Origin of the sequence: Dyella thailandensis (assembly GCF_050749815.1) — a bacterium.
Classification (GTDB): domain Bacteria; phylum Pseudomonadota; class Gammaproteobacteria; order Xanthomonadales; family Rhodanobacteraceae; genus Dyella_A.
The window spans coordinates 3,165,851-3,180,620 of sequence record NZ_CP192735.1; the positions used below are offsets into that span (position 1 = coordinate 3,165,851).

The window sequence follows — 14,770 nt, forward strand, 5'->3', positions numbered from 1 at the left end:
CGGGGACGGCGACACCGGCGCGGCGGTCGGCCTTACTTGCCCTTACCGCCGGCCATGTTGGCGTGGATGATCTGCGCGATGACGCCGTCGGCCTGCGCCAGCTGCTTGTCGTAAACGTCGGTGTTGAGCAGCGGTGCCGTCGGCGACTGCTGCGCCAGCATCGGACCGTTCTGGTCGTGCAGGCTCACTTCCACGTTGCTGGACAGGCCCAGGCGCAGCGGATGCGCGTCGAGCTGCTTGGGCTCGGTGAACACGATGCGCACCGGCACGCGCTGCACGATCTTGATCCAGTTGCCGGTGGCGTTCTGCGCCGGCAGCAGCGAGAACGCGCTGCCGGTGCCCACGCCCAGGCTCTGCACCTTGCCCTTGAAGGTGACGTCGCCGCCGTACACGTCCACATCCACGTCCACCGGCTGGCCGATGCGCATGTGGGTGAGCTGGGTTTCCTTGAAGTTGGCGTCGATCCACACCTGGTGCAGCGGCACCACCGCCATCATCGCCATGCCCGGCGCCACGCGCTGACCCAGCTGCACCGAGCGCTTGGCGACGTAGCCGTCCACCGGCGCCACGATGGTGGTGCGCAGGTCGTCGAGGTAGGCGGCGCGCAGTTTGGCGGCGGCCATCTGGACGTCCGGATGCGAGGCGACCACGGTGTCGTCGACCAGCACGCGCGAGGTGTTGTACTGCTGCTGCGCGTTGGTCAGCCCGCTTTCGGCAGCGGCCAGCGCGTCACGGGCGTGGGCCAGTTCTTCGGCGGAGATCGCGCCGCTCTTGGCCAGGTTCCTGCGGCGCTCGTAATCGGCGCGAGCCTTGTCCACCGCCACCTGACGCGCGGCCACGTCGGCCTGCGCGCTGGTCACGCTGTTGTACAGGCCGCGCACCTTGCGCACGGTGTTGGCGAGATTGGCCTTGGCTTCGGCCAGCGCCACGTCGGCGTTGCTCTTGTCCAGGCGCACCAGCACGTCGCCGGCATGCACGAGGTCGCCGTCATCGGCGCCGATGCTCACCACGGTGCCGGCCAGCTGCGGGGTGATCTGCACCACGTTGCCGTTGACGTAGGCGTCGTCGGTGCTCTCGTACCAGCGGCCGTCAAGGAAGTACCACGCGGTCCAAGCGATGGCGGCAAGCACCACCAGCACGCCGAGCAGGCGCAGGAAAAAGCCGCGACGGTTGTTCGCCGGCTTGGCCGGCGCGCCGGCCTGGGGGTCGGCCGGAGTGGAGGGTTGGCTGGACATGGTCAGGCCTCAGGAATGATCGGAAGGGGAGGAGGAGGGAGCATCGGCAGGCGGCGTGGCCGGCGGCACCGCATCGGCGTTGCGCGGCTGGTAACCGCCACCGAGCGCGGCCAGCAGCTGCACCGACAGATCGACCTGCTGCGCCTTCAGCGCAGCCAGGCCCTGTTCGGCCTGCAGCAGCTGCTGGCGCACGGAGAGCGCTTCGAGGTAGCTGCCCACGCCGGCGTGATAGCGCTGGCTGGCCAGCTCCCACGCCTGGCTGGCGGCATCCAGCGCACGCTGCTGGGCCTCGACCTGGGTGGCGAGCGAATCGAGCCCGGAAAGATCGTCGGCGACCTCGTTCACCGCGCCCACCAGGGTCTGGTTGTACTGCGCCACGGCCAGGTCGTAGGCGGCGTCCTTGCGATCGAGGTTGGCGCGCAGGCGGCCACCGTCGTAGATCGGCAGGCTCAGCGTGGGACCGAGCTGGTAGAACCGCGCCGGCAGCTGGAACAGGTTGGTGCCGCCGGTGGCGAGCACGCCAGCCAGCGCGCCGATGCTGAGGTTGGGCAGGAACTCGGTCTTGGCCGCCTTGATGTCCTTCTGCGCGGCCTCGACACGCCAGCGCGCGGCCACCAGGTCCGGGCGATGACCGATCAGATCGGCCGACAGGTTCGCCGGCACGGCCACCGCGGTCGGTTGCAGCACGGCCGGACGACCGATCGCCAGACCACGGTCCGGACCCTTGCCGAGCAGCACCGACAGCGCCGAGCGGGCGGCATCCACCGCGCGGTCGGCCACCGCCTGCTCGCGCTGGGCCTGCGCCACCTCGGCGTCGCCCTGCTTGAGCTGTAGCGTGCTGTCCACGCCGGCGTCGACGCGCTGGCGGGTCAGCTTGCGCGCCTCGCTGGCGCGCTGGAATTCGGCATCGGCGACGTCCTTCTGGGCGAACGCATAGCCGAGCTGCGCATAGGCGCGCGCCACGTTGGCGGACAGCTGGATGCGCGCGGCGCGCGTCTCGATGTCGGCGGCCTTGGCGGCGCCCACGGCCGCTTCCCAGGCAGCCTTCTTGCCGCCCCACAGGTCCAGGCCCCAGTTGAAGCTGGCGTAGGCGTACTTGGCGGTAACGAAATGGCCGCCACCCACGTCCGGCGGCACCGCCGTGGTCGGCAAGTGCGCGCCGGAGACGGCGGCGCCGGCGTTCACGCTGGGGCCGCGCACGGCGTTGGCGCTGCTCACCTCGGCCTGCGCGGCACGCGCGCGGGCATCGGCGACGGCGAGGCTGGGGTTGTCGCGCAACGCCTCGGCGATCAATGCGCCGAGCTGGGGATCACCCAGCGCGGTCCACCAGTCCTCGCTCGGCCAGGTGGCTTCGGCGGCGTGCAGGCGCGCCAGGCTTTGCGCGGTGGCCAGCGTGGACGGATCGGTCGGCGTGCCGCGGGTATGCAGGCCGCCGCTGCTGGCGCAACCGGCCAGGGCGAGGGCGAGCCCGATGCCCGCGGCGAAGGAGTGCAGACGCATGGTCATGATCTCTGGGGAAAGGGGAGTCGGGTCGGGGAATCAGGACTTGTCGCGCAGCGCGTGCAGCACGCGCTCCAGGTAGTCGTGCAGTTGTTCGCGCTCGGTGAGGCTGAGCGAGCGCTGGGCCGCTTCCAGCACGCGGTCGTTGCAGTCGGTGAGGCGCTGCCACAGCGCATCGCCGACCTCGGTCAGCTCGATGCGCAGCGCGCGGCGGTCCTGCTCGTGCGGCGTGCGGCGCAGAAAGCCCTTGGCCTCGAGCTGGTCGAGCTGGCGGGTCATGGCGCCGCCGTCCAGCTCCACCGAGCGCGCCAGCTCGCTGGCGCTCATCGGGCCGAGCCGGGCCAGCCGCTTGAGGATCAGGAACTGGGTGAAACGCAGGTCGATCTCCTGCGCGGCCAGCTCGGCTTCCATCGCGCGGACGATCTCGGAGCGGACCAGGCCGAGCAGCACGCCGAGGCTCTCGGCGGGGCCCTTGAGGATGGGAGCGGTGGGGTTGGCGGTGTTCATAGCCGCGCATTCTATTGCCGCAAGTTTATTTGTCAAGGCAAATATCTCAGCAACAGCCTTTGCAGCGGCAAAACTCCCGCGGCGCCGGACCCGCCCCTCGCGAGGTGCGGCTGTTGGCGTGACAAACGCCGCGGAGCCAGGCAGACTCCTGAAATACTTATTTCAATGAAATATGAATAACGATCCCCTCCCCACCGCGCTCCTGCACCAGCGCGCGCAAGACACGGCCCGCCTGCTGCAGGCGCTGGCCCACCCCACGCGCCTGCTGGTGCTGTGCCGCCTGTTCCGCCAGGGCGAGGCCAGTGCGGGCGAACTGTCGACCCAGTTGGGGATCGCGCCCTCGGCGCTGTCGCAGCACCTGGCGCGCATGCGCGAGGAGGGACTGTTGGAGCAGCGACGCCAGGCCCAGCAACTGTTCTACCGGCTGGGCGCCGAGGCCTCGGCCCACGTGCCCGCGCTGCTCACCAGCCTGTGCGCGCTGCCCCCGGACCCCGCCCCACCGTCAGGAGACGACCCGATGAAAGCTTCCGCGCTGGCCGCCGTGCTCGGCCTGGCCCTCACCCATGCCGGCGCGATCGCCGCCGATGGGTTCTGGATCACCCCCACCATCGAGGGCGCCGGCAGGATCCATCCGCTGCCGCAGGCGCACTACCAACCCGACGCGCGTGCGTCCTACAAGGTGGTATTCAGCCTCACCGGGGCAGGCAAGCCCGATCAGGTCAATCCGGGGCTGCAGCGCGTCGCCCGCACGGTGAACCTGTACACGCACGCGGGCGTGCCGCTGAGCCATCTGCACTTCGTGGCGGTGGCGTCCGGCGCGGCCACGCCGCTGGCCCTGGACGACGCGCATTACCAGGCCGCGTTCGGCCAGCTCAACCCCAACCTGCCGGTGATCGCCCGTCTGCGCGAGGCCGGTGTCGACGTGGCGGTCTGCGGCCAGGCCGTGGCTGAGCACGACTACCCGTACGAGGCGGTCGACCGCCACGTCACGCTGGCCCTGTCAGCGTTGACCACGATCACCGAGCTGCAGCAGCAGGGCTACGCCTTGATGCCGCTTTGAATACCTGTAACCGATCACGACACGGGATGACACGATGAATCGTCGATGGGACGTCATCGCCGCCTCGCTGCTGGCGGCGGTCGCCAGCCTGGCCGGCACCGGCTCGGCACACGCGCAGGACACGGCGCAGATCGCCACCCAGGGCAACGGCAAGGGCGCGCCCCCGTGCCTGGGCTGCCACGGCGTCGATGGAGCCGGCCAGGCGGCCGCCGGGTTTCCGCGGTTGGCCGCCCTGGACGCCACGTATCTGCGTCGCCAGCTGGACAGCTTCGCCGACGGCAGCCGCGAGAACCCGGTGATGAAGCCGATCGCCACCGCGCTCTCCAGCGAGGAACGCCAGGCGCTGGCCAACTACTACAGCCACCTGCCTCTGCCGCCGACGCTGGCGCATCCCACCGCACCGGCACCGGCGCCGGACAGCCGCGGCGCGCTGCTCGCCACGCGCGGGCGCTGGAGCCAGCAGGTGCCGGCCTGCGAGCAATGCCATGGACCGGGCGGGGTGGGCGTGGGCGCGGCGTTCCCGCCGCTGGCCGGGCAGTCCGCGGCGTACATCACCGCGCAGCTCAAGGCCTGGCAGCAGGGCAGTCGGCACAACGACCCGCTGGCGCTGATGCAGCACATCAGCAAAGCGCTGGACGAAGAAGACATCAAGGCGGTGGCGGCGTGGTTCGCCGCGCAGCCGCTGGATCACGCGGAGACCACGCCATGACGCACCACCGACTCCTGCTGCCGGCGATGGGGGCGGTGATGCTGGCCGCCTGCCAGCCCTCGTCCCCCACCAGCGACACCGGGCCGGCCAAACCGGCCTCCACCCCCACCACGCCGGCGAGCCCCGCATCGGTAGCCAAGTCGACCGCGCCGACGCCTGCCACCGCCTTCACGCCACCGCCGGAGTCGGCAATTCCCGAGGGTCCGTTCGGCGACATGGTGCGCGAGGGGCGCGAGCTGTTCGTGCATACCGCCGAGAAGGCGCCGGCGTATGTCGGCAACGGCCTGGCCTGCGCCAACTGCCACCTCGATGCGGGCCGCCAGCCGAACTCGGCGCCGCTGTGGGGCGCCTACGGCATGTATCCGGCCTACCGCAGCAAGAACAAGCACGTGAACAGCTTCGGCGAGCGGCTGCAGGGCTGCTTCAAGTACAGCATGAACGGCAAGGCGCCGCCGCTGGACAGCCGCGAGATGCTGGCGCTGGAAACCTACGCCTACTGGATGGCCAGCGGCGCGCCGATCGGCGTGAAGCTGGACGGCGCCGGCTATCCGAAGCAGGGCTTCAAGCCGCCGCAGCCGCCGGACTACGCGCGCGGCGAGACGGTGTTCCAGCGCGACTGCGCGCTGTGCCACGGCAGCGACGGCCAGGGTCAGAAGGTGGCCGGGCGCTACGTGTTTCCGCCGCTGTGGGGGCCCGACTCGTTCAACTGGGGCGCCGGCATGCATCAGCTCGACAATGCCGCCGCCTTCATCAAGGCGAACATGCCGCTGAGTCGCGGCAACACCTTGAGCGACCAGGACGCCTGGGACGTGGCGATGTACATGGACGCCCACGAGCGCCCGCAGGACCCACGCTTCAAGGGCGACCTTGCGCAGACCCGCAAGGATTTCCACGACACCCCGATGTCGCTCTACGGCACCACCGTCAACGGCCATCTGCTGGGCTCCCAGCCGGCCAAACGCTAGGACCCGCCATGACTGTTTCCTCCCTGCTCCGTCGCGCCGCGGCGGGGACCGGCGCCGCCTTTTTTCTCGCACTGGGCCTGGCCGGCGGCGCACGCGCCGCCGACACCCCGGTGGGCGCGACCACACTCGGCGGCAAGCTGTTTCTCGACGTCAGCCACCTCAACGCGTACCGCAATGGCCAGCGCACCGCGACGAGCCGCGACGGGGCCGACCTCAAGCGCTTCTACCTGGACCTGGACCACCGCTTCACCGACGTGTGGTCGGCGCACCTCACCACCGACATCAACTGGGCGCGCGACAGCTCGCCCACCGACCTGTGGCTGAAGCACGCCTACCTGCAGGGCGCCTTCAGCAAGGCGCTGGTGCTGCGCTTCGGCTCGGCGCCGTTGCCGTGGGCGGGCTTCGTGAACCAGTGGTCGGGCTATCGCTACGTGGACAAGGAGCTGGTGACGCGGTTGAAGTTCGGCGCGTCGGCCGACTGGGGCGTGCACGCGCTGGGCGCGCTCGGTGACGGCGGCCGGCTGCAGTACGCCGCCTCGGTGATCTCCGGCTCCAGCTTCAAGCACCCGCGCACCGGCGACCGGCCCGATGTGGAAGCGCGCGTGGCGTGGCAACCGAGCGCGCACAGCGTGCTGGCGGTCGGCGGCTACGACGGTGAGCGTGCGCTGGGTGGCGGCAACCTGCCCACCTACCACACCGCTCGCCGCTGGGACGCCATGGCGGCCTACGCTACCCAGCGCGTGCGCCTGGGTGCGCAGTATTTCCGTGCGGTGGACTGGAACCAGGTCCGCAGCCCGCGGGGCGACCGCGCCAGCGGCTGGTCGGCCTGGGCCAGCGTGGTGCTGGACCCTCGCTGGGCCGTCTTCGCCCGCTACGACCGCGCCGACACCAGTGCATCGCTCGATCCCTCGCGGCGCGATCACTACGCCAACCTCGGCGTGGCCTACCGCGTGTCCCGGCAGGTGCAGCTGGCGGCGGTGTACAAGCGCGAGCGCATCTCGCACGAGCACCTTGCGCTCAGCTCCAGCAACGAGCTGGGCGTCTACGCGCAGATCGGCTTTTGAGCGACGCGGCCACGCACGCATGAGCGAAGCGGCATGAACCTCGGCCCGTGGGCGCTGGCCATCGGCCCGCTGGCCCTGCTGCTGGGTGCCATCGTGGCGCTGGCGGTGGAGGCGCGCCTGCACCGGCAGGGCGCTGCGCGCGTGGAGGGCATCCTGTGGTGGCTGCTCGGCGCCGGCGTGGTGGCCGCGCGACTGGCGCATGGCGTCGCCTGGTGGCCGGAATATGCGCGCGAGCCGGCCAGCCTGATCGACCCGCGCGCCGGCGGATTCGTCGCCTGGGCCGGCCTGCTGACGGTGCTCGGCGGCGCGGGCGTGGTGGCCTGGCGCGCGCCGGCGAAACGTCGCCCCCTGATGCTTGCCGTCGCGGCCGGTTGTCTCACCTGGGGCCTGGTGAGCCTGACCGCCTGGCGGTTGGAGCGCGCCACGCAGCAGCCGTTGCCGGCGATGGGGCTGACGGACCTGGACGGGCGCGACGTGGCGATCGATACGCTGGCCGGGCAACCGCTGGTGATCAACGTGTGGGCCACCTGGTGCGGCCCGTGCCGGCGCGAGCTGCCGATGCTGATCGAGGCGCAGCGCCGTCTGCCGGACGTACGGTTCGTGTTCGTCGATGCCGGCGAGACGGCCGATGCGGTGCGGCGATTCTTCTCCTCGCAGGGGCTGCAGGCGCCCCGCCATGTGCTGCTGGACACCGGCGGCGCGCTGGTCGCGCACTACAACGTGCGCGGCTATCCCACCACCTTGTTCATGGACGCGCGCGGTCAGTTGCGCGATACCCACCTGGGCGAACTGTCCGCGGCCACGCTGGCCGAATCGCTGCAGCGCGCCGCGCCCGGCACCTCATCCGACGACTCTGGAGCACACCCGTGAAACGATGGCTTGTCCTACTGGCATCCCTGGCCATGGCCGGCTGCAGCAGCGCCAGCGAGACCCCGACCTTGCCTGCGCCGGTGCAGGCGCTGGCCACCAAGGGCATCACCATCAAGGGGCCGCTGCCGGCGCCGAAGAGCTATCGCGGCTTTGTCGGCGAATACCGCGGCCGCGCCCTGCCGGTGTACCTGCTGCCGGATGGCGAGCACACGGTGATCGGCTCGCTCTACGACCGCGCCGGCAACGACCTCACCAGCGACGCTCTGGAAGCCGCCGCCGCACCGGTGCTGGATGAGACCACCTGGACCGAGCTCGGCAAGACGCGCTACATCGCCGAAGGCGCCACCCACCCCAAACGCATCGTCTACGTGTTCACCGACACCGAATGTCCGTACTGCCACAAGCTGTGGGCCGCCACCCAGCCGCTGCTGGCCGGTGGCGACGTGCAGGTACGGCACATCCTGGTGGCGGTGATCGCGCCGCAAAGTCCGTACCGGGCCGCGGCGATTCTCGACGCCGCCGACCCGCTGGCCGCACTGCAGAAGCATGAGCAGAGCTTCGGCCACAGCACGGTGGCGCCGGCCAAGACGCTCGCGCCCGCGACCGAGGCCGCGCTGGTCGCCAACGGCGAGCTGATGGACAAGCTTGGGGTGCAGGGCACGCCCGCTACCGTGTATCGCGACGCCGATGGCGCCATCCGCATCGCCGGCGGCATGCTGCCGGACGCCCAGCTGAAGGCGATCTTCGGCCCGCGCTGACGCATCCGCGCTCGACGGTGTGGGGTGCGCGCCGACATCGACCGGGACCGTGCGTCCCCCATGCCGGCGGCTGACGCGATCGGTCGCCACGCCGCCTTGCGGTGGCGAAGCGGGGCACGCGTACCGGTAGCGATCGCTCCCGGTGGCCGATGGCTAAATGCCGGCTGTCCGGAAGCGGGAGGCGGCGGGCAGTTGCTTGCGCGGGCCTTCTGCCGCCCTGTATATTCATATCTTCGAATATTAAAAACAAAGACCATGCACCCGTACCTTTCCTCTCTCCTCGGCGGCACCCTGATCGGCACCGCCGCCGTGCTGCTGATGGGCAGCCTGGGCCGGATCACCGGCATCAGCGGCATCGCCAGCGGCGTGTTCATCGGCGATCGTGGCGACCGCGGCTGGCGGGTCGCCTTCATCGCCGGCCTGATCGCCGGGCCGCTGCTGTTGGGCGTGCTCGGCCAGGACAGCGGCATCGGCGCGCCGCAGGTCGGGCTGCCGCTGATGGCGCTGGCCGGCTTGCTGGTGGGCGTGGGCACGCGTCTGGGCAGCGGCTGCACCAGCGGCCACGGCGTGTGCGGCATCGCCCGCCTGTCGCCCCGCTCCCTGCTGGCCACCGGCGTGTTCATGACCTTCGGTATCGCCACCGTGTTCGTCATGCGCCATTTGCTCGGAAACGCCTGATCATGAAAATCACCATCGCACTGCTCGCCGGCCTCGTGTTCGGCCTCGGCCTGAGCCTGGGCGGGATGACCCAGCCCGCCGTGGTGCTGGGCTTCCTCGACCTGTTCGGCGCCTGGGATCCGCGCCTGGTGTTCGTGATGGGCGGCGCCGTGCTGACCACCGCGATTGGCTACCGGCTGGTGTTCCGCCGCGACCGGCCGCTGTTCGAATCGGACTTCCAGTTGCCCACCGCCCGGCGATTCGACGCGCGGCTGATCGTCGGCTCGGCGCTGTTCGGCACCGGCTGGGGCATCGCCGGCTACTGCCCGGGCCCGGCGCTGGCCTCGCTCGGTGGTGGTGCACCGTCGCTGCTGGTGCTGGTGGCCACGATGGTCGCCGGCTGGTGGCTGACGGCGAAGATTCCTGCGGCGCGCGCGTGATCGCGCCCTCCCCACGCGACAGGAGATGACCATGCAATGCCCCGACGTCAAAGCGTTCTTCGACGAACCGAGCAACACCTTCAGCTACGTGGTCAGCGACCCGGCCACCAAGCGCGCCGCGGTGATCGACAGCGTGCTTGACTACGACGCCGCCTCCGGCCGCACCCGCCATGCGTCGGCCGACGCCATCGTCGCCTGGGTGCGCGAGCAGGGCCTCAGCGTGGACTGGGTGATCGACACCCACGTGCACGCCGACCACCTTTCCGCTGCGCCGTACATCCAGCAGCAGCTGGGCGGCAAGCTGGGCATCGGCGAGCACATCCGCACCGTGCAGAGCACCTTCGGCAAGCTGTTCAACGCCGGCACCGAGTTCGCCCGCGACGGCAGCCAGTTCGATCACCTGTTCGCCGACGGCGAGCACTACCGCGTGGGCAACATCGACGCGGTGGCGATCCACACGCCCGGCCACACGCCGGCGTGCATGACCCACGTGATCGGCGACGCAGCGTTCGTCGGCGACACGCTGTTCATGCCCGACTACGGCACCGCGCGCTGCGACTTTCCTGGCGGCGACGCGGCCACGCTGTACCGCTCGATCCAGAAGATCTACGCGCTGCCGGAATCCACGCGCATCTTCCTGTGCCACGACTACAAGGCGCCGGGACGCGACGACTACGCCTACGAGACCACCGTGGCCGCCGAGAAGCACGGCAACCTGCACGTGCGCGACGGCGTCGACGAGGCAGCGTTCGTGCAGATGCGCACCGCGCGCGACGCCACGCTGGCGATGCCCAAGCTGATCCTGCCCTCGGTGCAGATCAACATGCGCGCCGGGCACAAGCCGCCGCCGGACGACAACGGCGTGAGCTACCTGAAGATCCCGCTCGACGCGCTCTGAACCTCACCCGCCTCCGCTCCCCCGAGGGAATGACCATGCCCATCAAACGCCTCACCGATACGCTCAGTGTCGCCCCGCAGATCAGCGAGGGCGACTTGGCCGCGCTCGCCGCGCAGGGCTTTCGCAGCGTGATCAACAACCGTCCCGACGGCGAAGCCGGCGACCAGCCGGCCAGTGCCGTGCTGGCTGCCGCCGCGGCGCGCGCGGGCCTGGCCTATCGCGACATCCCGGTGATCTCCGGCCAGCTGCAGGACGCCCAGGTGGCGGCCTTCGGCAAGGCGCTGGCCGAGCTGCCGGCGCCGGTCCTGGCGTTCTGCCGCACCGGCACGCGGTCCACCACGCTGTGGGCGCTCGACGCCGTGCGCGCACGGCCGGTCGCCGAGGTCGTGCAGACGGCCGCCGAAGCCGGTTACGACCTCGATGCCCTGCGCCCGCGACTGGAGCAGGCGCGGCAGGCGGGGCGTTCGTGATGGCGCCCCGCAAGGCCACGCCGGAGTTGGCACCGACGCCAGGCGCCGAGTTGCCGATAGAGCGCATGCAGGCGTACGCCGACGAGGCGATCGCCACGCTCAAGGCGATGGCCAGCCGCAACCGGCTGATGCTGCTGTGCCAGCTGATCCCCGGCGAGCGTTCGGTGGGCGAGCTGGCGCAGGCGCTGGGGTTGGCCCAGAGCGTGGTGTCCCAGCACCTCTCGCTGCTACGCCGCGATGGCGTGGTGAGCGGCCGGCGCGAGGCGCAGTCGATCTACTACCGCATCAGCGACGCCCGCGTACAGGCGCTGATGCAGACGCTGTTCGACCAGTTCTGCCCCCTCTGAGCCAAGGCCACCTTTCATGCTCCATCTCGATTTCATGCAGGCCCTGCTGGCGATCGCCTGCGGCTCGGCCGTCGGCTTCTCGCTGGCGCTGATCGGCGGCGGCGGCTCGATCCTCGCCGTGCCGCTGCTGCTCTACGTGGTGGGCGTGCACGATCCGCACCTGGCGATCGGCACCAGCGCGCTGGCGGTGTCGCTCAACGCGTTCGCCAACCTGATTCCCCACGCCCGCGCCGGCCACGTGCGCTGGAAGGCCGCCTTCATCTTCGCCGCCACCGGCGTCCTCGGCGCGTTCATCGGCTCGACCATCGGCAAGGCGGTGAACGGCCAGCGCCTGCTGGTGCTGTTCGCGATCCTGATGATCGTGGTCGCGCTGCTGATGCTGCGCGGTCGCCGCGGCGGCGGCCCGGACCGCTACCCGCTGCCGCACGCCAACCCGCGCCTGGCCGGCGTGGGCCTGGGCGCCGGCGCGCTGTCTGGCTTCTTCGGCATCGGCGGCGGCTTCCTGATCGTGCCGGGGCTGATGCTGGCCAGCGGCATGGAGATCATCCACGCCATCGGCACCTCGCTGTTCGCGGTGGGCGCGTTCGGCCTCACCGCCGCCACCAACTACGCCGTCTCCGGCCTGATCGACTGGCCGGTGGCGGCCGCCTTCATCGGCGGCGGCATCGCCGGCGGCTGGCTGGGCGCGCTCGGCGCGAAAAGGCTGGCGAAAACCCGTGGCGCCCTCAACGCGATCTTCGCCGGCGTGATCATCGTGGTGGCGATCTACATGCTGGTGCACTCGCTGCGCGGCTGAGGCCGTCCATGGCCGGCCGCGCGGGTGCTTACGGTGTCGCCGCGCGGCCCTTCACGTAGGTATCGAACAGCTCGTCGATGCGGCGGTACTCGTCGTACCACGAGTCCGGGTGCACGAAGCCGTGGCGTTCCAGCGGGTAGAGCGAGATCCAGAAGTTCTTCTTGTGCAGCTCGATCAAGCGCTGGTAGAGCCGCACGGAATCGGCGGCCATCACGTTGTCGTCGATCAGGCCGTGCTGGATCAGCAGCGGGTCGGCGAGGTTTGCCGCGTACTCGATCGGCGAACTGGTCTTGTACGCCTCCGGATCGAGCTGCGGGTCGTTGAGGATGTTCGAGGTGTACTCGTGGTTGTAGGTGACCCAGTCCGACGGCGGGCGCAGCGCCGCACCCGCAGCGAACTCGCCCGGCGCACGCAGCAGCGCCATCTCGGTCATGAACCCGCCGTAGCTGCCGCCGTAGATCCCCACGCGCTTCGGATCGACGCCGTGCTGCTTCACCAGCCAGGCCTTGCCGTCGAGGATGTCTTCCAGCTCAGGGTGGCCCATGTGTTGATAGATCGCGGTGCGCCAGGCGCGGCCGTAGCCTTCCGAGGCGCGGTAGTCCATGTCCAGCACCACGTAGCCTTTCTGCACGAGCCGGTTGTGGAACATCTGCTCGCGGAAGTAGTAGGTGGAGCCCAGCGTCACGTCCTGCGTGTAGCCGGCGCCGTGCACGAAGATCACCGCCGGGCGCGAGGCCGGCGCGTCGGTCTCGTTGGCCGGGCCGTAGTACTTGGCATAGATCGTCCCGGCGCCGTGCGAGGAGGGCACCTGGACGATCTTCGGCGCGATCCAGTCGTGCGCCATGTAGGCCGGCTTCATGGTGTCGGTCAGCTCGCGCGGCGTGCCGCCGGCGGCGCTCTGCACCGCAAGCTGGCTGAACACGTAGGGCGATGAGTGCAGCACGGCGAGCTGCTGGCCGTCCGGCGACAGCGCGAACTCGTCCATGCCCTGGTACTGGGTGATTCGGCTCAGTTCGCCGCCCGCCGCCGGTACGCGGTAGACGTCGTAGCTGTAAGGCGCCACGCGGTTGGAGCGCAGGTAGAACCAGCGGCCGTCCGCGCTCAACTGCGGATGGCTCAGCTCGAACTGGCCCGAGGTGAGCGGCTTCGCCTTGCCGTCCAGCGGCTTGATGTAGAGCTGCGAGTAGCCGGTCTGCTCGCTCAGGTACCACAGCGTGCGGTTGTCTTTCAGCCAGCCGAAATCGTTGAAGTTCCAGTTGATCCAGGCATCGTCGTGCAGGCGCTGCTGGTTCACCAGCGCGTGGTGGGTGAAATCGACGCTGGCGATCCAGCGGTCCTTGTTGTCGATCGCACGTAGCTGGATGGCGAGCTGGGAGCCGTCGTCGCTCCACACGATGCCGCCGCCGGAACCGTCGTCGTCGGTGGAAATGATGTGCACCGGGCGCACGTCGGGCGCGGCAAGCGCCTTGGCGCCGTCTTCGTCACCGGCCTTTTCGCGCGCGGCAATAGCCTTGGTGCGCAGGGCTTTCAACGGGTCGTCCTTGATGCCGGGGAGCACCGCGGTGTCGAGCGCGTAGCTGGTGTGCGTGGACAGATCCAGCAGCAGCAGCGACTGCGGCGTCGGATCCTTGCGGCCGACGTAGCTGCGCGCGTCCTTGGCCTCGGTGTAGCCCGAGTCGGTGACGTAGTGGATCACCTTCGGCGCCTCGCCCTTGGCGGCGTCCTTGGGCACGGTCACCAGCAGCATCCAGCGGCCGTCCGGCGAGAGCTCGGTGTCCACTGCGCTGATCTTGTCGCCCAGCCAGAACGGCTCGGGTGCGCGACCGGGATCGGCCGCCTGCAGTGCCTTTTCCTGCGCGCGCTCGGCGTCCTTGTCGGCCTTGAGCTGGCGCAGCGTGGAGAACAGCGCGCGCTGGTGGTCGCGCAGCGTGTCGGGCTTCTCCACCTGCGGATCGTCGGCGAACTTCAGCACGGCGGCCGGGGCGCTGACGCCGCTGGCCAAGTCGTAGGTGAACCAGTCGTTGCCCTGGCGGTACTGCAGCGCCCGCCCGTCGGCGGAGAACTGCGGCGACGATTCGTCCTCCGGCGTGCGGGTGACCTGACGGCGGCGGCCGCTGGCCAGATCCACCACGAACACGTCGCCGTGGCGGATGAAAGCCGCGTGCGTGTGGCGGCGGTCGAACACGGCCGGGCCGTCGGCCTGCGCCACAGCGGCCGGGTCGAGCTTCTCGCTCTTGCCGGTGGCGGGATCGACGCGATACAGATCGCGCACCGGGCTGCCGTCGCGCTGCACCTGGTAGTAGATCGATCGACCGTCCACGCTCCAGTACGGCGACTCGACCGGGTGCCCGATCCAGTCCGGGTTGGCCATGATGGTTTCCATGTCCAGCGGCTTGTGCGCCGACGGTGCCGGCGTGGCGGCATAGGCAGGCAGCACGAGCAGGGCCGCAAGGCCGGCGAGCACGGTTCGATGCATGGGTCGCTCCACGTTGGC

General features: G+C 70.2%; 16 protein-coding genes. 12 read left to right on the forward strand and 4 right to left on the reverse strand.

Annotated features, from left to right (window positions below; translation table 11 throughout):
- Positions 1–32: 32 nt before the first annotated feature.
- From ACQVBX_RS14515 to ACQVBX_RS14525, 3 genes are read right to left on the reverse strand one after another with little or no spacing between them, the layout of a single operon-like run.
- A complete protein-coding gene (locus tag ACQVBX_RS14515) occupies positions 33–1,235 on the reverse strand; it encodes an efflux RND transporter periplasmic adaptor subunit (protein ID WP_431634976.1) in 1,203 nt (400 codons plus the stop codon).
- A 9-nt stretch (positions 1,236–1,244) separates the two neighbouring features.
- A complete protein-coding gene (locus ACQVBX_RS14520; protein ID WP_431634978.1) occupies positions 1,245–2,735 on the reverse strand; it encodes an efflux transporter outer membrane subunit in 1,491 nt (496 codons plus the stop codon).
- A gap of 39 nt (positions 2,736–2,774) precedes the next feature.
- Positions 2,775–3,146 (reverse strand): MarR family winged helix-turn-helix transcriptional regulator, encoded by a 372-nt coding sequence (locus tag ACQVBX_RS14525; RefSeq protein WP_431638198.1) that lies wholly within the window; start codon positions 3,144–3,146, stop codon positions 2,775–2,777.
- 268 nt (positions 3,147–3,414) lie between these two features.
- On the opposite strand from ACQVBX_RS14525, the gene ACQVBX_RS14530 reads away from it, so the two are divergent.
- Genes ACQVBX_RS14530 through ACQVBX_RS14585 form a run of 12 tightly spaced genes read left to right on the forward strand, consistent with a single transcriptional unit; the run spans position 3,415 to position 12,276 of the window.
- Positions 3,415–4,302 carry a metalloregulator ArsR/SmtB family transcription factor gene (locus ACQVBX_RS14530; RefSeq protein ID WP_431634979.1) on the forward strand — a complete coding sequence of 296 codons (888 nt, stop codon included), beginning with the start codon at positions 3,415–3,417 and terminating at the stop codon, positions 4,300–4,302.
- Between the two features lie 34 nt (positions 4,303–4,336).
- The gene (locus ACQVBX_RS14535; RefSeq protein ID WP_431634980.1) at positions 4,337–5,011 is read left to right on the forward strand and encodes a c-type cytochrome; all 675 of its coding nucleotides are present in this window, start codon (positions 4,337–4,339) and stop codon (positions 5,009–5,011) included.
- Positions 5,008–5,976 (forward strand): c-type cytochrome, encoded by a 969-nt coding sequence (locus tag ACQVBX_RS14540; RefSeq protein WP_431634981.1) that lies wholly within the window; start codon positions 5,008–5,010, stop codon positions 5,974–5,976. Before ACQVBX_RS14535 ends, ACQVBX_RS14540 begins: the two co-directional genes overlap by 4 nt.
- An 8-nt stretch (positions 5,977–5,984) precedes the next feature.
- Positions 5,985–7,040 (forward strand): porin, encoded by a 1,056-nt coding sequence (locus tag ACQVBX_RS14545; protein WP_431634982.1) that lies wholly within the window; start codon positions 5,985–5,987, stop codon positions 7,038–7,040.
- Positions 7,041–7,073: 33 nt separating this feature from the next.
- The gene (locus ACQVBX_RS14550; RefSeq protein ID WP_431634983.1) at positions 7,074–7,910 is read left to right on the forward strand and encodes a redoxin family protein; all 837 of its coding nucleotides are present in this window, start codon (positions 7,074–7,076) and stop codon (positions 7,908–7,910) included.
- Positions 7,907–8,668: a thiol:disulfide interchange protein DsbG gene (gene dsbG / locus ACQVBX_RS14555; RefSeq protein WP_431634984.1), complete on the forward strand. Its 762-nt coding sequence runs from the start codon at positions 7,907–7,909 to the stop codon at positions 8,666–8,668. The genes ACQVBX_RS14550 and dsbG overlap by 4 nt, the downstream gene beginning before the upstream one ends.
- 60 nt (positions 8,669–8,728) lie before the next feature.
- A complete protein-coding gene (locus tag ACQVBX_RS14560; RefSeq protein ID WP_431638199.1) occupies positions 8,729–9,346 on the forward strand; it encodes a YeeE/YedE family protein in 618 nt (205 codons plus the stop codon).
- 2 nt (positions 9,347–9,348) lie between these two features.
- Positions 9,349–9,765 carry a DUF6691 family protein gene (locus ACQVBX_RS14565; protein WP_431634985.1) on the forward strand — a complete coding sequence of 139 codons (417 nt, stop codon included), beginning with the start codon at positions 9,349–9,351 and terminating at the stop codon, positions 9,763–9,765.
- Positions 9,766–9,796: 31 nt separating this feature from the next.
- Positions 9,797–10,663, forward strand: a complete 867-nt coding sequence (locus ACQVBX_RS14570) for an MBL fold metallo-hydrolase (RefSeq protein WP_431634986.1) — start codon at positions 9,797–9,799, stop codon at positions 10,661–10,663.
- 35 nt (positions 10,664–10,698) lie between these two features.
- Entirely contained in the window at positions 10,699–11,133 is a 435-nt protein-coding gene (locus ACQVBX_RS14575) for a TIGR01244 family sulfur transferase (protein ID WP_431634988.1), read from the forward strand.
- The gene (locus ACQVBX_RS14580; RefSeq protein ID WP_431634990.1) at positions 11,133–11,480 is read left to right on the forward strand and encodes an ArsR/SmtB family transcription factor; all 348 of its coding nucleotides are present in this window, start codon (positions 11,133–11,135) and stop codon (positions 11,478–11,480) included. Before ACQVBX_RS14575 ends, ACQVBX_RS14580 begins: the two co-directional genes overlap by 1 nt.
- 16 nt (positions 11,481–11,496) lie before the next feature.
- The gene (locus ACQVBX_RS14585; protein ID WP_431634992.1) at positions 11,497–12,276 is read left to right on the forward strand and encodes a sulfite exporter TauE/SafE family protein; all 780 of its coding nucleotides are present in this window, start codon (positions 11,497–11,499) and stop codon (positions 12,274–12,276) included.
- A gap of 28 nt (positions 12,277–12,304) precedes the next feature.
- Here ACQVBX_RS14585 and ACQVBX_RS14590 read toward each other — a convergent pair whose 3' ends face one another.
- Positions 12,305–14,752, reverse strand: a complete 2,448-nt coding sequence (locus tag ACQVBX_RS14590) for a S9 family peptidase (protein ID WP_431634994.1) — start codon at positions 14,750–14,752, stop codon at positions 12,305–12,307.
- Positions 14,753–14,770 lie beyond the last annotated feature (18 nt).